Genomic DNA, 19,049 nt, shown 5'->3' with positions numbered 1-19,049 from the left:
AGCAACAGCATGACATCGCGCGGTGAGAACGTCGTATTGACGCTTCGCGAGTTCAGTGGCGCCCTGGGGGACATGGGAACGCTGCTGCCGCTGATGTTGGGTGCGATTGCGATTGCGGGCATGGCCCCTGGGCCAGTGCTGCTGGGCTTTGCTCTCTTTTACCTGTTCACTGCCGGTTATTATCGGCTTCCCATCCCTGTTCAGCCCATGAAAGCAGTGGCGGCGGCCCTGTTGACGGCAGGCTTGGCGCCGTCCAGCCTGGCGGCTGCCGGTGTCATCATGGGCATCACGCTATTGGTGTTAGGGTTGACGGGCTGGATCAGCAAAGTGGCTCGCCTGGTGCCTCAATCTGTGTTGGCGGGTTTGCAGCTGGGCCTTGGGATCATGTTGGGCACGATGAGTCTGGGCTTGATGGCGTCAGCACCCTGGGTGGCTGGGGCCACGCTAGTGTTACTCGTCGGGCTGATGACGTTCACCCGTTGGCCAGCCGTGTTCATCGCGCTTTTGGCCGCTACGGGGTTGGCATACCTGCTGGGGGAATCGGGAGTCATGATCGAGCCTGATGGCATGGGCTGGGTGGCTGTACCTTCACTGCCTTCCATGTCGGAGTTGCACGAAGCGCTCTTTAGCCTCGTACTGCCGCAGCTATCCCTGACGTTTACAAATGCCATTCTGTTGACGGCCTTGTTGGCTAGCGATCATTTTGGTGATCGTGCTGCTCATGTGACTCCTGCACGTTTGTCGGTGACCAGTGGGTTGGCCAATACACTGTTGACGCCACTGGGTGCTTTTCCCATGTGCCACGGTGCCGGCGGCGTAACTGCGCATTACCGTTTTGGGGCGCGCAGTGGGGGAGCGCCATTGATGCTTGGTTTGCTGCTGTTGGGGTTGGTGGTGCTGCCGGGCAATGTGGGCCTGACATTACTGTCCTCCATACCGATGGCAGGTTTGGGGGCATTGCTGCTGGTGACTGCCTGGCAGTTGGCCATCACAAAGCGTTTGTTTGACTGTAGAGCGTCGTGTGTGCCGGTCATCGTGGTGACGGCTGCACTGACGGTGTGGGTCAATCCTTTCTGGGGGCTGCTTGCGGGGGGAGTGACGGAGTGGGGGCGCAAAATGGTGCTTCGTCGCTTGAGCGAACGCACTGCCTGACGCCGTTATGGCCCATCGATCCAGTCCATGATGTCCCGTGGGCCGAACCATGATGCACGCGGTGGCTTGGGAGGCCGCGAATGGGCTGACACGCGAAGTGTCGTTCGCGGGGGTTTGAGCCACCCGCGAACGCACTGATTTGCCAGGCGCTTAACCGTTTGAAACACGTTCATCAGGCAGGAACACGCGGCTGTAAGTAGGACGGATCCAGGCATCGCCCCCCTGTTGAAGGCCCAGCGAGCGGTAGCGGTGTTTGCTGAGTTCGGCATGTACGAGGGTTTCGCTGTTATCCGTGCGTAGTTCAAGCCGCACGGTGGGCCCCACGACCGATACCAGTTCTATCTTGGCATGCAGGGCGTCTGCATGTTCCGATCCCGCGAACACCTCGATTTCGTGTGGCCGAACGTAGGCTTGCCCCTGCTCGTTTTTGTACCCTTCGAACTCTGGAGCGGGCAGGTGTACCTCCCCGATCTTGGCGATGCCATCATGCACACGTGCATGGAACAAGTTGACGTTGCCCAGGAACTGATAGACGAACGGATTGGCCGGGTGGTCGTACACGTCTTCTGGTGAACCATCCTGCTCTACGCGGCCTTTGTTCATTACAACAACCCGGTCTGAGACTTCCAGCGCCTCTTCCTGGTCATGGGTCACGAACACGCTGGTCACGTGGATATCGTCGTGTAATCGACGCAGCCAGCGGCGCAGCTCGGCGCGCACTTTGGCATCCAGGGCGCCAAACGGTTCATCGAGTAGCAGTACTTTAGGCTCTACCGCCAGAGCACGCGCCAGTGCAATCCGCTGGCGCTGGCCACCCGAGAGCTGATGAGGATAGCGGTGTGCCGTCCAATCGAGCTGTACCAGCTCAAGCAACCGCATGACTTTCTGTTTGATCTCGGCTTTGTTGGGTCGCGTTTTCCGAGGGCGTACCGTCAAGCCATAGGCAACGTTTTGAAACACGGTCATGTGCTTGAACAGGGCGTAGTGCTGGAAAACAAAGCCTACGCCTCGTTCACTGACGTGCAGGTCTGTGGTGTCTTCACCGTGAAAGCGGATTCTGCCGGTGTCTGGCTGCTCCAGTCCTGCAATGATCCGCAGCAGGGTGGTCTTGCCCGAACCCGAAGGGCCCAGCAGGGCGGTCAGCTCACCATCGCGAAAGGTCAGGCTGACGTTGTCTACGGCCACGAAGTCGCGAAAGTGCTTGTTGACGTGATCGATCTCTATGCTCATGTGTCGTCTCTTGTAACGTAAGCGTTCGTGGTTCAGGCGGCGGCAAGCCGCTGCCGACGTTCTTCTTGCCACTCCACCGCGCTCTTGATCGCAATGGTGACCAGGGCCAGGCCCGTGAGCAGAGAAGAGACGGCAAAGGCCGCGGTGAACATGTATTCGTTGTAAAGCACTTCGATATGCAGCGGCATGGTGTTGGTTTCACCACGGATGCGTCCCGACACCACCGCGACAGCGCCAAATTCGCCCATGGCGCGTGCATTACACAGAATCACGCCATAAATAAGGCCCCATTTGATATTGGGCAGTGTCACGTGCCAGAAGGTTTGCCAACCGTTGGCTCCCAGCGTCAGGGAGGCTTCTTCTTCCTCTTTTCCCTGCTGTTGCATGAGCGGAATCAGCTCGCGTGCGATGAAGGGCAGGGTGCCAAAGGCAATCACGATCACGATGCCGGGGACGGCAAAGATGATGCGCAGGTCATGGGCTGACAGCCACGGCCCCAGCCAGCCCTGTGAACCAAACAGGATGACGAAGATCAACCCGACCACCACGGGTGAAATGGCAAAAGGCATATCGATCAGCGAGATCAGGATGGGCTTGCCTCTGAACTCGAATTTGGCAATGGCCCAAGCGGCCGCCACGCCAAACAGCGTATTGAGGGGCACCACGATCGCGACGATCAACAGGGTCAGGCGGATGGCTGACATGGCATCGGGATCGCGAATGGCGTCGTACCACACGCTGATGCCTCGCTCGAAGGCGCCATAAAGCACGACCGAGAGAGGCAGCAACAGAAATAGCGCCACGAAGATCAGCGAGATCGTGATCAAGGTGACACGTATCCAGGCAGGCTCTTCGGTGGCTCTGCGCCAGCGTTTGGCAATGGTGTCGTTGGTATCTATTACAGTGCTTGATGTGGCCACGTCGTAGGCTCCTTTATCCATGGCGTCGGCTTGTCCACCACTGCAGGCCGTTGATGACCAGCAGCATCAGAAAAGCGGCCACCAGCATTACCGTGCCGATGGCAGCAGCGCCGTGGTAGTCGTACTGTTCGGTTTTCGCGACGATGAGAAGCGGTGTGATTTCAGTGCGAAAGGGGATGTTCCCCGAAATGAACACGACGGAACCGTACTCTCCCAAGGCGCGTGCAAACGCCAGCGCGTAGCCGGTCAACAGGGCTGGAAACAGCGCGGGGAAGATCACGCGACGAATCGTGGTGAGCCGGTCGGCCCCCAGGCTCGCTGATGCTTCTTCCAACTCGGCTTCCAGGTCCTCCAGCACGGGCTGCACCGTACGCACCACGAAGGGCAAGCCGATATAGGTCAATGCAATGATGACCCCCAGCTGCGTGTAGGCAACGCGAATACCGAACACGTCCAGGTATTGGCCCACCCAGCCGGTACTGGCATAGAGGGTGACGAGTGCGATGCCTGCAACCGCCGTCGGCAGAGCGAAAGGCAGGTCGACCAGGGCATCGATGAGCCGTTTGCCTGGAAAGCGGTAGCGTACCAATACCCAGGCAAGAAGCGCCCCGAAGACCAGATTGATGGTCGCGGCAATGAGTGATCCACCAAACGAAAGTTTGTAGGAGGCCACGACCTGGCGCTGGGTAATGGCGCTCCAGAAGGTGTCCCAGCTCATGGTCGTGGTGTATAACAAAAAGGCACCTACGGGGATCAGAAACACCAGGCCCATATAGAGCAGGGTGAACCCCATGGTAATACCGAACCCGGGAATGACTCGGCGTTTAACTACGGTGATCGACATATAGGCTTCCCACTAAAATGCCAGGAGGCATAAACCCCCTGGCAGATTGGTCAAACGCGATTATTGGGTGTTGATCGCTGCAAGAATGTCGTCGAAGACACCGCCATCGTTAAAGAAGCGTGGTTGGGCTTCTTGCCAGCCACCAAAGACGTCATCAATCGTGAAAAGCTCTAGCCCTGGGAATTCTTCGCTGTACTCGGCCAAAATTTCCTGATTGCTAGGGCGATAATAATGTTTAGCCGCTAGGTGCTGCGCTTCATCCGAATAGAGATGTTCCAAATAAGCCTCAGCGACTTCTCGTGTGCCCTTTCGGTCCACATTGGTGTCAATGATGGTGACAGGTGGTTCTGCCAAAATACTTAAGGATGGCACGATAATTTCGTAATCACCTGCGCCCAACTGCTCTACAGATAGGATGGCCTCGTTTTCCCAAGCGATGAAAACGTCCCCCAAACGACGTTGTACGAAGGTGTTAGTTGCGCCACGGGCACCAGGATCCAGCACGGGAACGTTTTCGTAAACTTGACGAACGAACTCGTAAGTCTGCTCTTCATCACCATCGAACTGCGCTAATCCATAACCCCATAGCGCCAGGAAGTTCCACCGTGCACCACCTGATGTTTTCGGATTAGGGGTAATGACCTCTACGTCTTCACGTGCTAGGTCATCCCAATCCTGGATGTTCTTTGGGTTGCCATCACGAACCAGCAACACAATGGTGGAGGTGTAGGGCGAGCTGTTATTGGGTAGGCGCGACTGCCAATCCTGCGGTATCAGATTTCCGCGCTCATGAAGTGCATCGATATCGTAGGCAAGAGCAAGTGTTGCAACATCTGCATCAATACCATCAATAATGGCACGGCCTTGTGAGCCTGAGCCGCCGTGGGATTGGCGAACCGTGACAGTCTGGTCGTGCTCGGTTTGCCAATACGTATTGAATAAATCGTTGTACTCGCGATAGAACTCGCGGGTAGGGTCATAAGAGACGTTGAGCAGCTCGACGCGGTCGCTTTGCGCATGGCTGGGGCTGCTGACCATCACGCCGGCGACCACTGCACTGCTGAACAGTACAGCGGCGGCCAGTTTGGTCAGCGGGTGTGCGTTGGAAAACGTTTGACGGAATGACAAGGTTGGCATGTTTGCGGCTCCCAGGATGATCATGATGATCGTTTGTTGTGTCGATCAATGGTGTTGATGAACACAGCGTAAGGGAGAGTCGTTATGCAAATTAACCAATAAAAAACGGATTGCTTATATTTTTTTGTGATTAAAGGGGCCGCCCTGCCAACACGCGCTGAACCGTCTCTTCGTCCAGGTTTTCGCGGCAGAGTTTCAAGAACTGATAGGCATATCCACGCAGGAAGTGGCCACGGCGCAGGGCCAGGTAGGTGGTATTGCGAGGGAAGAGGGCGCTTGCATCCAGGAGTTTCAATCCTTGATCGCGCTGCTCGTGGTACGCCATGGAGGCAATGAGCCCAACGCCCATTCCCAGCTCTACGTAAGTTTTGATGACGTCTGCATCCAGCGCGGTAAGCACGATGTCCGGGTACACATCCGCTGCAGAAAAGGCGGTATCAATGCGTGCTCGGCCAGTGAAGCCTTCATGGTAGGTCACGATCGGGTGCTCGGTAATGCGTGCCAGGGTGAGCGGCAGGCCATCGTTGAGGGGGTGTTCCTCAGGCACCACGACTCCATGGTACCAATGGTAGAACGGGAAACAGGCAAACAGCTGCCCCTCCTCGTGCAGTGCCTCTGTGGCGATACCGATATCCACCTTGCCCGCTTTGAGCAGCGAGACGATCTCTTCCGGACTGCACTGATGAAGCTCGAGATGCACTTTGGGAAAGGCCTGTTTGAAACGGGCAATGATCGGTGGTAACGCATAGCGTGCCTGGGTGTGGGTCGTGGCAATGGCCAGGCTGCCCTGGTCTTCGTGGGTGAGCTGATGGGCCGAGCGCTTGAGGTTTTCGACATCGAGCAGGATACGCTCGATGAAGTCCATCAGCGTACTGCCCGCAATGGTAAGCCCAAGAATGCGTTTGCCACGGCGCTCGAAAAGCTCGACGCCGAGCTCTTCTTCCAGATCCCGAATATGTTTACTGGCACCAGATTGCGAGGTGAAAAGGGCGTTGGAAGCCTCGGTCAGGTTGAAATGCTGGCGTACCGTCTCACGCACGATGCGCAGTTGCTGTAAGTTCATAGCGAGCGTTACCCAGTCCATATGTGATTTGATATTCGTGAAAAGAATATTAAATCAATGCTCTTATTCCATAATTATATTTTGCGATATCTTTATCGCTCGCAGCGGAATGGCGCCGCATGGCAATCAGCCCGTGGTCGTGCGGCGCCGTCGATACAGCCACCATACGTCTACCCCAAAGGAGTAAGCCAGGCTGAGCAGGGCTCCCAGGGCCAGCAGGCTGGCGTAAAGGGGGGAGGTGAAGGGAGTCAGTGCCAACAGGAGTGCCGTGACCTGCCAGACACAGATCAGTTTACGGCGGAAGCTGTCGTACAACGGCGCCTCTAGCCAAGGCAGCAGCCATCCTGCTGCCACGAAGCCATAGCGCATTGCGCCAATCAGCAATACCCAGGAGCCCAGGGCTTCTGCGCGCATCAGGGCCAGGCATAATAGCAGGATCAGCAGGGCATCCAGCTCCATGTCAAAGCGTGCGCCAAAGGGCGAGTGGCTGTGGGTGCGGCGGGCAATCCAGCCGTCCACGCCGTCCAGCAGCAGGGCAATCACGGCGACACCCAGCCATAGCCCAATGGCCTGTTGAAAGGCGCCGCCCACCAGGGCGCCAGCCACCAGTGCCACCAGTACACCACGCCCGAGGGTGACTCTATTCGCCCAGCCCAGCGCACCGTAGGGCCAAAACAACAGCACTAGCGCGCTCATCACGGCATATAAGCCGACGGCTGACCACCAGTTGGCGGCACTCGCCATGAGCGGACCCATGAGCCATCCCAAACCGCCCAGTAACAGGCCCCCCAGCAGCAGCTCCAGGCCGCTATGAAGCCGATTGAAGCGTGGCGATTCCGAAGTGTGTGAGGCTGGGGGCATGAAGGCTCTCGAAGCGGCATCGTCATCCGCAGTTGAAATTAGTGGTGCAATAATTTATCAATGTATCATTGTTGTATAGATATGGTGCGCTGCTTGTGCTTTCGTGGTCGGCTGTCGAGCCGCGTCACGAAGGTTAATAAACGTTAATAGACCGTTTTCTTTTCTAAGCTAAGCTATAGGTTAGCCCTTGAAAAGTCGCCAACTCTTGCAAAGGCTTGGGTCAACGCAGGGAACTTGCGCTTCAACGATAAGGAAATGTCATGTCAGTGCCTGATACCGCTCAGGCCTTTTGGGTCACCCGCCCAGGCCACGGTGCAATCCAGTCCGAATCTCTCCCTGCCATGGGCCAGAACGATGTGCGTGTGCGTGCGCTTTACAGCGGCGTCAGTCGAGGCACCGAGTCGCTGGTGTTTCATGGCCGTGTGCCGAGCAGCGAGACCCAGCGTATGCGCGCGCCCTTTCAGGTGGGGGAGTTCCCTGGCCCTGTCAAATATGGTTATTGCAGTGTAGGCCGCGTGACCCATGGCCCTCAGGCGCTGGTCGACCAGACCGTATTTTGTCTTCACCCCCACCAGGACCGCTATATCGTCCCGGCCACCATGGTGGTGCCGGTGCCCGCTGACGTACCGGCTTACCGGGCGGTGCTGGCCGCCAACATGGAAACCGCCATCAACGGCGTATGGGATGCCAACCCCATGCTGGGTGAACGGGTATGTGTCGTGGGCGGCGGCGTCGTGGGTGCGCTGGTGGCTTACCTGTGCGCGCGTATTGCTGGGGTGCAGGTGCAGCTCATCGATATCAATGGCGAGCGTGAGGCGTTGGCCGATGCCCTGGGGGTGCCGTTTGCCCTGCCGGAGCAGGCCCCTGCGGATCAGGATTGCGTGATTCATGCCAGCGGTCATCCTGAGGGCCTTCGCCTGGCCATGTCATTGGTGGGCCAGGAAGGGCGCGTGATCGAAATGAGCTGGTTCGGGGAGGGTGACGTGGCGCTGCCCCTGGGCGGCGCGTTCCATTCCCAACGTTTGACCCTGCGCGCCAGCCAGGTGGGCCAGCTGCCTGCCAAGCTGCAACCTCGCTGGAACTACCAGCGTCGCCTGGCCCTGGCGTTGCGCCTGCTGGCTGATCCGACGCTGGATGTCTTGATCAGCGGTGAGAGCAATTTCATGGACTTGCCTGCCTTGGCGCCGGCGTTGTTTGGCCCGGGCAGCAAGGCATTGTGCCATCGCATTCGTTACCCCGTTCAGGATGAACCTGAATAACCCAAGGAGTTGCCATGTACCGTTTATGTGTTCGCGACCATTTCATGATTGCCCATAGCTTCAAAGGGGATATCTTCGGCCCTGCGCAGCGTACCCATGGGGCAACGTATGTGGTGGATGTCATCTTTCAGCGCCCTGCGCTGGATGAGGATGGGCTGGTCATCGATATCGGGCTGGCCAGTGAAACCGTCAAGGAAGTGTTGGCGGGATACAACTACCGCAACCTGGACGAGGTGAGCGAGTTTACCGGCCAGAACACCACCACCGAATTCATGGCCAAGGTGATTTTCGATCAGCTGGCCGAAGCGATTCGTGGCGGCAGGATGGGAGAGACCGCCAAGGGGCTGACCCGCATGGAAATCAAGCTGCATGAATCCCATGTGGCCTGGGCAAGCTACGAAGGCGAGCTATGAGCCAACGATTTACCCTGATCGTGGCCGGCGACCCTGGTCAGCGTACCGGCGGTTATCTTTATGATGCCCGCATCGTGGAGGCGCTGCGCGAGCAGGGCCTCCAGGTGACGGTGGTGGGCCTGGAAGGGCGCTTCCCGCTGGCCGATGAGGTCGCGGCGAGCGCCCTGGCCCACGCGCTGGAGCAGCAGGCGTCAGGCGCCCGAGTGATTCTAGATGGCCTGGCCGTAGGCGCGCTGCCCGACGTGGTCGCACGACATGCCGACAGGCTGGACCTGACCGCGCTGCTGCATCACCCGCTGGGGGATGAGCAGGGGCTGTCCAGCGATGAGCAGCAGCATCTGCACCGCAGTGAGCTGACGGGGCTTGGCTGCGTGGCGCGTATCATCGTGACCAGCCGTTTCACCGCGCGGCGCTTGAAGGCGCTGGCCGAGCAGTACGCCGTGCCGCTCACTGCGCCGATCAGCGTGGTGGAGCCTGGCGTGGCGCATGCCCCTATCAGCCCGGCGCCGCGTGAGGGTGACCCCCTGCGCTTGCTGTGCGTTGCCACCCTGACGCCGCGCAAAGGGCAGGATGTGCTGGTGAAGGCGCTGGCAGGGCTGACCCATCTGCCCTGGCAGTGTGACTGCTATGGTGCCGAGCGAGACGCCGAGTTCAGCGCCAGCGTCCGCCAGCGCGTGGAAGAGCACCACCTGGGCGAGCGCATCGCGCTGCACGGTGAGTGTGATGCCGCCACCCTGGAAGCTGCCTATCACCGGGCTCACGCGCTGGTACTGCCTTCCTGGTACGAAGGTTACGGCATGGTGGTGACCGAAGCTTTGGCCCATGGCCTGCCCGTGATCACCACCACCGGTGGCGCCCTGAGCGATACGCTACCCGAAGGCGCTGGCTTGAGCGTTGCGCCTGGCGATGTGCCCGCATTGCAGGCGGCGCTGGAGCAGTTCTGTCGCGACCAGACGCTACGCACGGCGCTGCGGGCAGGCGCTGCGGTCGCACGCGGAGAACTCAATGACTGGCAGGCGGCGGGTGCCCAGTTTGCCAGCGCGCTGAACATGGGAGCCGCGCCGAACATGCCCGCAGGCAGCCAGTTTGCATCCAGTTGGCTCAGCCAGCGCGAGCGTGTGGATAGCCAGTCGCGCAGCAGCGCGCTGGTGGCAGGTTTGAATGCCTGGCTGGCCAACCGTGACAGCGTCACCCTGGCAGATTTGGGCTGTGGGCGGGGCAGCAACGTACAGTTTTTGGTGCCCCGGCTGAGCGTTCCTCAGCGCTGGGCATTGTTCGACCACGACCCTGAATTGCTCGAGGAAGCCCGTGGCCGTGCCATGCAGCTCCACGATGCCCGTGGCCAGCCCGTCCAGGTGGCAACCCACTGCACCTCGCTGGCGACGCTGGCGCACCCTGCCTTGCTGGAAGCCGATGTGGTCAGTGCCTCGGCGCTCATCGATCTGGTCTCCCAGCCGTGGCTCGATGCGCTGGCCGCCCAGTGCGCCGAGCAGCGGCAGGCGCTGCTGGTCAGTCTCAGCGTGACGGGGGAGTGGCGCTTCATCGATGCGGAGCACCAGCCACTCGATCACCCCGAAGATCGCTTCGTACGCGGCCTGTTCAATGCCCACCAGCAGCGTGACAAGGGGCTGGGCGAGGCGCTGGGAGGCCACGCCCATGCGGCGCTCGCGGAGGCGCTCAAGCGCCAGGGGTATAGCCTTGAAGAGGCTGCCACGCCCTGGCAACTGGCCGCAGGAGACACCACCCATGAGCCGCTGATTCGCTCGCTGATAGAGGGCTGGGCCGCCGCCGCCACGGAGCAGGCGCCGGAAGCGGCCACGCGTATTGCCGAATGGCGCACGGCCAGGCTGGACGCCGTGGAGCGTGGCCAATGGGGTGTGTGGGTAGGCCATCACGATCTGCTGGCACTGCCAGCGGTGGCGGGGTAGCAAGGTGTTCGCGCGCGGCTGGCGTGCGCCCTGGGTACGACGTTGCCTGGTCAGCGGCATGCTGCTGCTGGCGGTTGCCTTGTGGGTCGAACCTGCCGATATCATGGCCGAAGTGCAGCGCTTCTCGCTGGGCTGGATGGTTCTGGCGCTGGCCATCAGCGTGCTGCAGGTCATGCTCAGTGCGTGGCGCTGGCAGCTTACGGCGGGGCTGATCGGCGTGCCGCTGCGTTTTGGCTACGCCCTGCGTGAATACTACCTGGCGCTGTTGGTCAATCAGTTGCTGCCAGGCGGGGTGCTGGGAGATGCCGGGCGCGCGCATCGCCATGCGGGCCAGGCCACTTCCCGTGGCAGCGCCTGGCGAGCGGTGGTGATCGAGCGCGCGTCTGGTCAGGTGGCCGTGGCGCTGCTCACGCTGGCAGCACTGCTGGCATCGCCAATGTGGCACGCTGCGCTGGGGCCTGTGGTGTTGATGTCATTGGCGGCTGGTGCCCTGCTGGGCATGGCGGGGCTTGCGCTATTGATACATTGGGTGCGTCGCCAACGGCTGGCGCTACCGCGCTGGTGCCAAAGCCTGGGGCGCGACCTGCGTCGTGGGCTGTTTCAGCGTCGCGTATGGCCCCTGCAACTGAGCTCGTCGCTGACCATCGTGATCAGCTATGGCGTGGTCATGCTGTGCGCGGCCAGGGCCATTGGCAGTCCGATACCTGCCTTTGAACTGCTGGCGTTGGCACCGGTGCTGCTGCTTTCCATGCTGGTGCCGCTCTCGGTAGCCGGGTGGGGCGTACGCGAAGGCGCCGCAGCAGGTTTATGGATGCTGGTGGGCATGCCGCCTGCGCAGGGCGTGGCCATTTCGCTGGCGTATGGCGTGCTGGTGCTGCTGTCCAGCCTGCCGGGTATTCCCGTGGCACTGGCTCGGCGCGGCCAAGCGAGCCCGGCAAGCTCCCCGGCCTCTTCGAGTGAAGGGGCCATGGGGGCTGCCGCGTCAGGAGCGGCGCAGCTCGACGTCGAACAGCGTGTCGGCGCCGCATCGGAACGAGCGCATCGTGGGGCGCAGCGCCTGCTCCAGGGTGTCGATGGGGGTCATCACCAGCCCGGGCCGCCCCGAACCAATCAACAGCGGGGCCACCAGCAGGTGCAGGCGATCCACGGCCTGGGCTTCGATGAACTGGGAAATGGTGATGCCGCCACCTTCCACCAGAACGCGGTGCAATCCGCGCTCTGCCAGCAGCGCAATGACATCGTGGGGCTGAAATTGACCATGGGCATTCAGCGGCAGGCAGCACTGCTCGGCAGCGCTATTCAGCGGGGCTACCTGAGGCCCGGTGATGTGCAGCGTCGCCACGTCGCCTGGTTGAAACAGCGCCAAGGTGGTGGGCACGCGACCGCGCGGGTCCAGCACCACGCGAACCGGGTTGGGCCCATTGACATGGCGCACGGTGAGCTGGGGGTTGTCGGCCGCAGCGGTGCCGGCGCCCACCACCACGGCATCGGCCAGGGCGCGCAGCCGGTGCAGGTGCACCAGGCTTTCAGGGCCGTTGATGTAGTGGGAATGGCCGCTTTCCGTGGCGATACGCCCATCCAGGCTCTGGCCCAGCTGCGCGACCACCCATTGGGGCCTGGCGGCCAGCGGGGTCAGGCAATCGAGCCACTGCTGAACGTCCGGCCCAGCGGCCTGTGGCGTCTGGGCCTCAGGGGGAAGAGTAGACGCCTCGGTCATGCGCCGTGCCGTGGCACTCAACGCGATCAACCATTCCCAGGCCGCCTCATCATTGAGGGCCGGGGAGTATCGAGCAGAAGAACTGGAGTCGGGCATAACGCTTCCCTATTGGATACACCCATTGATCATGCGGGGCCAGGTAGCGCAACGCAAGTGACCTTTGTTCAGACGACTAGGCAATCCGGAGGCCTACATGTATCACATTGAACGCGCCATTTTTGATATTCGCCGTGGTTTACCTGTCGTGATTCGCAGTGGTGAGCAGCGCTTGCTGGTGCAGGCGCTGGAGGGTAGCCGCTCGGTAGCGGCGCTGGCGGCGCTATCGGGCTCGCGTACGGCCATGGTGTTGACCCGCCATCGGCTGGAAGCCATGGGGTTGTCGCTCAAGGCCGACGCTGCCTGCCTGCCACTGGCCGAACAGATCGGCGAGCATGAGCTGCACCAGCTGGCCCTGGCGCCTGGTCAGGCGCGTTCGAGCGCGCTGCTGAGCGGCTTGAAACCCGCAGGCGCGGCCGAGCGCGGTGCCGTCACCCTGATGCGCCGGGCGCTGCTGGTGCCTGCAGCCCTCACCGCTGACGTGAGCGAGCAGGCCAGCCATGCCGTGGCCGAGCAGGTGCGCCAGGGGCAGCTGCTGGAAGTCAGTGCCGAAGAAGCCCTGCAGTGCCTGGCCGGTGCGCCCGGCATGCTCAAGCGGGTCAGTGAAGCCAGCATACCGCTGGAAGACGCGCCGCATAGCCGCTTCGTGCTGTTTCGCGAGCCCGATGGCCTGCGCGAGCACGTGGCAGTGGTGATCGGCCAGCCCGAAGCCCAGCAAGGCCCCGTGCCGCTACGCATGCACTCTGCCTGTTTGACCGGTGACCTGTTCGGTAGCTTGCGCTGTGACTGCGGTGAGCAGTTGCGTAATGCCGTGGCCGATATCCAGGGGATGGGCGGTGGCGTGCTGCTGTATCTGGCGCAGGAAGGGCGGGGTATCGGCCTGGCCAACAAGCTGCGCGCCTATACCCTGCAAGACAGTGGCCTGGATACCGTGGACGCCGACCAGGTGTTGGGATTTGGCGATGATGAGCGGCAATACGCGGTGGCGGTGGATATGCTCAATGCGCTGTCGATTCATCAGGTACAGCTATTGACCAACAACCCGCTGAAAATGGCGGCCCTGCGGGAAGGGGGGATCGAGGTCGTCTCGCGTCAGGCCCTGTATGGCAGCGTGACCGATCACAACCATCGCTACCTGAGTGCCAAGGCCAACCGGGCCGGACATTTTCTGGACGACGTGCTGGAGAGCCGTGGCCACTGAAGCATCAGGCGTCAACCGCTGAACACTTAATCGTTGCCGCTGAGCCAGCACCCGGCCAGCGGCATTTTATGGTCAAGAGAGTCAGTTCAGGGAGGGCAGTCGAGCGGTTTCTTCCACTACGCGGGCCAGCAGGCCCGCATAGTGGCGCACCAATCGTTCGCCCAGGTCGGCGCTGGCGCCACGGGCATCGCCCGCCACTCCGTGGGGGCTCAGGTCTTCTGCCAACCAGGCATAGGCCGCGCTGCCTTCGGCGCCCAGCAGGCCACCTTCGGGAGGCGTGGCGGGGGGCGTGGGCGTATACCCTTCGGTGTCTACCCATTGGGGGGCCAGGTGCAGCATCATCGAGGTCTCCAGCAGCCCTCCGTGCAGCCCATGACGCAGCTCATCGGCGGCCAGGGCACCTTCCAGCGGCGGCAGCCGAGTATAGGTCGCCTTGACCACGCGCATGGCGTGGCGCTGGCGCAGAGTCAGGGCCGCCAAGTCCATCACGGCCTTGTTGCCGCCATGGCTGTTGATCATCACCAGCTTGTGGATGCCCGCCCGGGCAATGCTGTCGCCGTAGGCTTCCAACGTCTCGATGGCCAGCCTGGCGGGCAGGCTCAGGGTGCCTGAAAAGCTGGCGTGCTCATCGCTGGCTCCGATGGCCATTGGGGGCAGACAAAGCACCTCGATGTCGTTGGGGAGCTGCGCCAGCATGGCCGCCTGCAGGCCCTCGCCGATCATTAGGTCGGTGCCCAGGGGCAGGTGGGTGCCGTGCTGCTCGATGGCGCCCAGCGTGATGAGGGCGATGGGCTGGCGCTGGGCCAGGGCCTGAAGTTTGGGCGCGGTCAGGTGTTGCCATTCATGAACCATAACAGTCTCTTCAAGGGTGATCGGTACGGCTGAGTGCTAGGCGTCGGTGAGTATCGGATGGTCGTGGCGGCAGGCGTAGATATCCCCCGACGCCAACTGTCCCGCTCCCTGGGCGAGCCATTGTTGCATGGCCTCTGGGGTTAGCCACTGCTCGAAGAGGAATCGGCGGCGCTCGCCTGCAATGGCGTTGAAGCGATACTCCCCCAGCCGCTGTATCTCTTCCAGGCAGGCGTGGCTGACCTCCAGCATGCCCGCCACGAACTCCACGGAGAGGGCCGCAACGGGGTGATGGAGCCCCTGCAGTACCTCGGCCTCGAAGCCTTCCACGTCGATCTTGATAAAGCGCGGGGTGCCATAACGTTCGATCAGTGCGTCCAGAGTGGTCATGTCGACCTGGAGAGTCTGCTCCCAGCGCACGTGATGAAAGCCGGGGTTGCGCTCGCCTACCTGATGGCGCCAGTCGTTGGCCAGCGTGGACAGGGTGGGGTTGCCTTCGCTGATAGCGATCTCGGCGACGCCGAGCTGAGGCCCCACGGCCAGCGGCAGCAGGGTGATGTCAGGGCGTTTCAGCAAGCGCTGAAACCACTTGGCTAGCGCTGGCTGGGGTTCCAGAGCAATGACCCTGGCCCCCAGGGCTTGAAATGCCGCGCTGCGATCTCCCAGATGTGCACCCACATCGAAGGCAATGTCGCCAGGCGCGATGAAGGGGCGATAAAGGCGTTGCAGGCTGCGCTGCCGCCCCGGCCGCCAGTAAATGAACAGCGAGCGAGCCATGCCGCCTGCACGGCGCAGCGGTGCCAGGGTCAATGAAGGCATTTAATGAGGCTCCTTGGCACGGGAAGCGGCGTTTCGGCGCGAGGACAAGGCCTTCAACGGTTGGCTGGGCATGTCACCGAACTGCTCCCGTGGCGGCTGGTTGGGGGTGGCCGAGCCACTGACGATCAGACTTTGGGAGTGACGTGCGCACAGGTCGGCGAAGTCTTGCAGCAGGGGTGGGGTCGGGCAGCCGGTGGGGATATGCAGCAACCCCAGCCGTTGGCTGGCCACCCCGCCCCAAGTGCCGCTGCTGGAGTACTTCACCAGCGGAGCTGCCGCGACCAGGCCAAGCCAGGCAGGTGTCAGCCAGCCAAAGGCCGAGGGTGAAAAAAGGATCATCAAGCCTGCCCAGAGGCTGCCGCACAGCGTCATCCAGCCAGTGTGCCGCCAGCTTTCCCGCCAGCTCAGCGAGCGCTCGCCCCGATGCTGGGTCTGCCAATCGATGGCGCGCCCGATCAACACATTGATGATGAACAGGCTATGCCACGCCATCATCAACGGTGCGATCAGGGCGGCGAAGAGCATTTCCAGCAGCGTGCTGACGATGAGAGCCAGGCGGCCATTGAAGGCGCGGGGGGCTTGCCACAGCGCCAGCACAAGGCCGAGTACCTTGGGCGCCAGCAGCATGCCGAGCGTCACGCTGAGCAGGCCAAGGGAGAGACTGTGCGGCAAGAGCGGAGGCACGCCGTTGTCGATGGCCTGATAACCCACCATGAAGCTGGTGCACAGCAAGAGCCCAAGCCATACCAGCGATGAGAGATAAGCGAAGGCGCCAAACAGAAAGTGCAATCGGCTAATCGGGTGAAACCCGGCACCGGTCAGCAGCCGAAGGTGCTGGAGGTTGCCCTGCAGCCAGCGCCGATCACGCTTGGCAAAATCCAGCAGGTTGCTGGGCATCGCTTCGAGGCTGTGATTGCCTGCCAAGGGCAGGGGCGAGGCGGCGGAGGCCGTGGCCGAGGTATCCAGCAGCACTTGCCAGCCGCCCCGCTTGAGCAGGGCGGCCTCGACAAAGTCGTGGCTCAATAATTCACCGCCCAGCGGGGGCTTGCCAGGCAGGGTCGGCAACCCGGCATGGGCCATGAAGGCATGGGTGCGGATAATGGCGTTATGCCCCCAGTAGTTGGCGGCGTCGCCCTGCCAGAAACTTTGACCTGCCGCCAGCATGGGGCTGTACAGCGCTGACGCAAACTGAATGAAGCGGCCGAACAGGGTGCGCTGACCTACCGGCAAGGGGACGGTCTGGATCAACCCTACGCCCGCGTAGCGCTGCATCTGATGCACCAGATGCAGCAAGGTGGTGCCGCTCATCAGGCTGTCGGCATCCAGCACGATCATGTAGTCGTAGCGCCGCCCCCAGCGACGGCAAAACTCGGCAATATTGCCCGCCTTGCGGCCGCGATTGTCCGGCCGCCGCCGATAGTGCACGGCCACTTGACCGGCCAGCCGCTGCTGCAAGGCGGCCACATGGGCGGCCTCTTCGGCGGCCTGGTCAGCCTGCTGCGTGTCGCTGAGGATGAACACCTCGAAATGCGCTTGTAACGGGGTGGCTGCATAGTGAGGGTTGCTGCTCATTTCCTGGAGCAACGAGCGACAGGTGGCTTCGAGACCGGCCAGAGTGGGGATGGGGGGCTCGGCATAAATCGGCATGATCAAGGCCGTTTTGCTGGATAGCGCATTGAGGGCTGGCCTATGAGACTGACGTTTCAAGGTCAGAGGGTCCAGCCGCAGGCTGCACAAGATGAAGCCGCATACCGCTCCCCAGAAGGCCAGGGCGATCCAGCTGAAGGTCAGCCCAAACAGCACCAGCATGACGATGCGCCAGCCGAGCGCCAGGTTGGCGACCACGTTGGCCATGACCAGGCAGCCAACCACGCTGGTGCCGATGACCAGCGTGGCCAGCAGCGTACGGCGGGCATTCAGCCAGGGAATGAGGGGGCCAAGAGACGTCGAACTAGGCATCGGGATACCATACGTAGTTCCAGCTCTCGGTCAGTGGCTCCCCGTCGTGGGTCAGGCGCAGGCGTATATCGCTGGGGCGATCGGAGGGCAAACGGAAGGTGGCCCGCCAGCCATGGTCGGGTAGCCGCTTCACTTGGGGAAGCTGGGCTTCGCCGTCCAGTACGCTGATGTCCAGCTCCGGTACGACATCCTCGGCCAGCGTTTCCAGGGGGCCGCCCATGAAGTCGACCACCAGCTGGCGCTGGTCGGCAGACGCAGAATCGGCTTCTCCAGGGACGGCAGCACTGCCTTGGCGCGTGCGAATCACGCGGCCCAGAGCGTGCTGCTCGGGCTGAGTGTTCAGCGTATAGGTGCGGTAGTGAAGCCTGCGTGAATCACCCGCCTTCAGTGGCGCATCGGCTACCCAGTAGGCAACGATATTGTCGTGGGTTTCATCCGGCGTGGGGATCTCGACCAGCTCGACATGGCCCTCCCCCCAGTCGCCAATCGGTTCGACCCATTGGCTGGGGCGACGATGATAGTGAGCTTCCAGATCCAGATAACGATCGAAGTGGCGCTCTCGCTGCATCAGGCCAAACCCTTGTGGATCATGGTCCATGAACGCGGAGATACGCAGGGCCGAGGGGTTTTGCAGCGGGCGCCATATCCACTCATCCTGGCCGGTGTGAACCAGCAGCCCATCCGAGTCGTGTACCTGAGGGCGAAAGTCGTCGGGTCGTTGAGCCGTTGCCTCCCCAAAAGTGAACATGCTGGTCAGTGGGGCAACCCCCAGCTTGGCCACGTCGCTGCGAGCAAACAGCTCGGCTTCCACCTCGGCTTCGGTCTGTTCACCGGGTATCAGCGTGATGCGATAGGCGCCGCTCAGCGATGGGCTATCCAGTAGCGCCATGAGCGTGACACTCTCGTCATCCTGCTCGGGCTTGACCAGCCAGAATTCACGAAACGCCGGAAACTCCTCCCCCCGCTCGGAGGCGGTATCGATGGCCAGGCCCCGTGTGGAGAGCCCATACGCTTGCCCCTGGCCTACCAGCCTGAAGTAGCTGGCGCCCAGAAACACCGCAAATTCGTCCGCGTAGTCCGGGTCGTTGATAGGGTAGTGGAGCCTGAAGCCGGCATGACCGCTGCCGCTCAGGTCATGCTCCAGCAGTTCGCTGGCCGCACCGTCGTAGGTGAAGTCCTGTTTGGTGAATGCCAAGGGAGACAACGTCTCGCCATCCAGCACATTCAGCGTGATCGGCGTTTGAAACAGAAAGCCGCTGTGAAAAAGCTGCAGGCTGAACGGGCTTTCGTCTTTCCAGTAGGCGCGCTCCGGATCGAAGCGAATCTGCCGATAACCGTCATAGTCCAGCGATTGCAGCGCCTCCGGCAGGGTGGCTTCGGGTGCCTGATAGGGCGCTTCGGCCAACTGCTGGGCCTGCGCTATGATAGAGTCGAAAAGTACTTGTTCCTGGCTGGCCATGGCAGAGACAGAACACAACCAGCCCAGCGACATCATCCAGCTTGCAGCGGTACGACAGCCCATTATCGAGTTCCTTTCGTGGTCAACTCAAAGACGACAGCACAATGTGGTATGAAATAATTAAACAAAAGCTATACGCTTA

General features: G+C 61.6%; 16 protein-coding genes and 1 pseudogene. 6 read left to right on the top strand and 11 right to left on the bottom strand.

Going from position 1 to position 19,049, the window contains the following annotated elements; all coding sequences use genetic code 11:
- Positions 1-9: 9 nt before the first annotated feature.
- Entirely contained in the window at positions 10-1,152 is a 1,143-nt protein-coding gene (locus tag FEU76_RS07540; protein WP_144981797.1) for a molybdate transporter family protein, read from the top strand.
- 150 nt (positions 1,153-1,302) lie between these two features.
- On the opposite strand, the gene FEU76_RS07535 is transcribed toward FEU76_RS07540, so the two are convergent.
- From FEU76_RS07535 to FEU76_RS07510, 6 genes are all read right to left on the bottom strand, one after another.
- Complete coding sequence (locus tag FEU76_RS07535) at positions 1,303-2,382, bottom strand: sulfate/molybdate ABC transporter ATP-binding protein (RefSeq protein WP_039176615.1); 1,080 nt, start codon at positions 2,380-2,382, stop codon at positions 1,303-1,305.
- A 32-nt stretch (positions 2,383-2,414) separates the two neighbouring features.
- Positions 2,415-3,302, bottom strand: coding sequence for a sulfate ABC transporter permease subunit CysW (gene cysW, locus FEU76_RS07530; protein ID WP_186299114.1), 888 nt, complete (start codon positions 3,300-3,302; stop codon positions 2,415-2,417).
- A 13-nt stretch (positions 3,303-3,315) separates the two neighbouring features.
- On the bottom strand, positions 3,316-4,146 hold the full coding sequence (gene cysT, locus FEU76_RS07525) for a sulfate ABC transporter permease subunit CysT (RefSeq protein ID WP_039176611.1): 831 nt from the start codon (positions 4,144-4,146) through the stop codon (positions 3,316-3,318).
- A gap of 60 nt (positions 4,147-4,206) precedes the next feature.
- Positions 4,207-5,307 (bottom strand): sulfate ABC transporter substrate-binding protein, encoded by a 1,101-nt coding sequence (locus tag FEU76_RS07520; RefSeq protein ID WP_144981794.1) that lies wholly within the window; start codon positions 5,305-5,307, stop codon positions 4,207-4,209.
- A 106-nt stretch (positions 5,308-5,413) separates the two neighbouring features.
- Entirely contained in the window at positions 5,414-6,346 is a 933-nt protein-coding gene (locus FEU76_RS07515; RefSeq protein WP_016914618.1) for a CysB family HTH-type transcriptional regulator, read from the bottom strand.
- A 126-nt stretch (positions 6,347-6,472) separates the two neighbouring features.
- A complete protein-coding gene (locus tag FEU76_RS07510; protein WP_144981791.1) occupies positions 6,473-7,207 on the bottom strand; it encodes a CDP-alcohol phosphatidyltransferase family protein in 735 nt (244 codons plus the stop codon).
- A 260-nt stretch (positions 7,208-7,467) separates the two neighbouring features.
- On the opposite strand from FEU76_RS07510, the gene FEU76_RS07505 reads away from it, so the two are divergent.
- The 4 genes and pseudogenes from FEU76_RS07505 to FEU76_RS18710 form a co-directional block, all read left to right on the top strand.
- Complete coding sequence (locus FEU76_RS07505) at positions 7,468-8,466, top strand: zinc-dependent alcohol dehydrogenase (protein WP_144981788.1); 999 nt, start codon at positions 7,468-7,470, stop codon at positions 8,464-8,466.
- 14 nt (positions 8,467-8,480) lie between these two features.
- Positions 8,481-8,879 (top strand): 6-pyruvoyl trahydropterin synthase family protein, encoded by a 399-nt coding sequence (locus FEU76_RS07500; protein ID WP_039176600.1) that lies wholly within the window; start codon positions 8,481-8,483, stop codon positions 8,877-8,879.
- Positions 8,876-10,807: a glycosyltransferase gene (locus tag FEU76_RS07495; RefSeq protein WP_144981785.1), complete on the top strand. Its 1,932-nt coding sequence runs from the start codon at positions 8,876-8,878 to the stop codon at positions 10,805-10,807. The genes FEU76_RS07500 and FEU76_RS07495 overlap by 4 nt, the downstream gene beginning before the upstream one ends.
- Before the next feature lie 58 nt (positions 10,808-10,865).
- Positions 10,866-11,678, top strand: a pseudogene (locus tag FEU76_RS18710) (lysylphosphatidylglycerol synthase transmembrane domain-containing protein); the annotation flags it as partial.
- A 111-nt stretch (positions 11,679-11,789) separates the two neighbouring features.
- Here FEU76_RS18710 and FEU76_RS18705 read toward each other — a convergent pair.
- Positions 11,790-12,524, bottom strand: a complete 735-nt coding sequence (locus FEU76_RS18705) for a RibD family protein (protein ID WP_235263875.1) — start codon at positions 12,522-12,524, stop codon at positions 11,790-11,792.
- A gap of 193 nt (positions 12,525-12,717) precedes the next feature.
- Between FEU76_RS18705 and ribA the strand changes: the two genes are divergently transcribed.
- The gene (gene ribA / locus FEU76_RS07480) at positions 12,718-13,821 is read left to right on the top strand and encodes a GTP cyclohydrolase II RibA (protein ID WP_144981782.1); all 1,104 of its coding nucleotides are present in this window, start codon (positions 12,718-12,720) and stop codon (positions 13,819-13,821) included.
- A gap of 81 nt (positions 13,822-13,902) precedes the next feature.
- Here ribA and FEU76_RS07475 read toward each other — a convergent pair whose 3' ends face one another.
- Genes FEU76_RS07475 through FEU76_RS07460 form a run of 4 tightly spaced genes read right to left on the bottom strand, consistent with a single transcriptional unit; the run spans position 13,903 to position 18,970 of the window.
- Positions 13,903-14,673 (bottom strand): creatininase family protein, encoded by a 771-nt coding sequence (locus FEU76_RS07475; RefSeq protein WP_144981779.1) that lies wholly within the window; start codon positions 14,671-14,673, stop codon positions 13,903-13,905.
- A 36-nt stretch (positions 14,674-14,709) separates the two neighbouring features.
- The gene (locus FEU76_RS07470; protein ID WP_039176583.1) at positions 14,710-15,489 is read right to left on the bottom strand and encodes an FkbM family methyltransferase; all 780 of its coding nucleotides are present in this window, start codon (positions 15,487-15,489) and stop codon (positions 14,710-14,712) included.
- Positions 15,490-17,448, bottom strand: coding sequence for a glucans biosynthesis glucosyltransferase MdoH (gene mdoH / locus FEU76_RS07465; protein WP_144981776.1), 1,959 nt, complete (start codon positions 17,446-17,448; stop codon positions 15,490-15,492).
- On the bottom strand, positions 17,441-18,970 hold the full coding sequence (locus FEU76_RS07460; protein WP_039176575.1) for a glucan biosynthesis protein: 1,530 nt from the start codon (positions 18,968-18,970) through the stop codon (positions 17,441-17,443). The genes mdoH and FEU76_RS07460 overlap by 8 nt, the downstream gene beginning before the upstream one ends.
- Between the last annotated feature and the right edge of the window lie 79 nt (positions 18,971-19,049).

It is taken from the genome of Halomonas sp. C22 (genome assembly GCF_007655045.1).
Classification (GTDB): Bacteria; Pseudomonadota; Gammaproteobacteria; order Pseudomonadales; family Halomonadaceae; genus Vreelandella; species Vreelandella hamiltonii.
Note: the sequence above shows the minus strand (reverse complement) of the source record. Positions and strands in the feature narration are given on the sequence as shown.

Excerpts from the sequence above, each read along its gene's own strand:
- FEU76_RS07540 (WP_144981797.1), top strand. The coding sequence starts at position 10 with ATGACATCGCGCGGTGAGAACGTCGTATTGACGCTTCGCGAGTTCAGT.
- FEU76_RS07535 (WP_039176615.1), bottom strand. The coding sequence starts at position 2,382 with ATGAGCATAGAGATCGATCACGTCAACAAGCACTTTCGCGACTTCGTG.
- cysT (WP_039176611.1), bottom strand. The coding sequence starts at position 4,146 with ATGTCGATCACCGTAGTTAAACGCCGAGTCATTCCCGGGTTCGGTATT.
- FEU76_RS07520 (WP_144981794.1), bottom strand. The coding sequence starts at position 5,307 with ATGATCATCCTGGGAGCCGCAAACATGCCAACCTTGTCATTCCGTCAA.
- FEU76_RS07515 (WP_016914618.1), bottom strand. The coding sequence starts at position 6,346 with ATGAACTTACAGCAACTGCGCATCGTGCGTGAGACGGTACGCCAGCAT.
- FEU76_RS07510 (WP_144981791.1), bottom strand. The coding sequence starts at position 7,207 with ATGCCCCCAGCCTCACACACTTCGGAATCGCCACGCTTCAATCGGCTT.
- FEU76_RS07505 (WP_144981788.1), top strand. The coding sequence starts at position 7,468 with ATGTCAGTGCCTGATACCGCTCAGGCCTTTTGGGTCACCCGCCCAGGC.
- FEU76_RS07500 (WP_039176600.1), top strand. The coding sequence starts at position 8,481 with ATGTACCGTTTATGTGTTCGCGACCATTTCATGATTGCCCATAGCTTC.
- FEU76_RS07495 (WP_144981785.1), top strand. The coding sequence starts at position 8,876 with ATGAGCCAACGATTTACCCTGATCGTGGCCGGCGACCCTGGTCAGCGT.
- FEU76_RS18705 (WP_235263875.1), bottom strand. The coding sequence starts at position 12,524 with ATGACCGAGGCGTCTACTCTTCCCCCTGAGGCCCAGACGCCACAGGCC.
- ribA (WP_144981782.1), top strand. The coding sequence starts at position 12,718 with ATGTATCACATTGAACGCGCCATTTTTGATATTCGCCGTGGTTTACCT.
- FEU76_RS07475 (WP_144981779.1), bottom strand. The coding sequence starts at position 14,673 with ATGGTTCATGAATGGCAACACCTGACCGCGCCCAAACTTCAGGCCCTG.
- FEU76_RS07470 (WP_039176583.1), bottom strand. The coding sequence starts at position 15,489 with ATGCCTTCATTGACCCTGGCACCGCTGCGCCGTGCAGGCGGCATGGCT.
- mdoH (WP_144981776.1), bottom strand. The coding sequence starts at position 17,448 with ATGCCTAGTTCGACGTCTCTTGGCCCCCTCATTCCCTGGCTGAATGCC.
- FEU76_RS07460 (WP_039176575.1), bottom strand. The coding sequence starts at position 18,970 with ATGGGCTGTCGTACCGCTGCAAGCTGGATGATGTCGCTGGGCTGGTTG.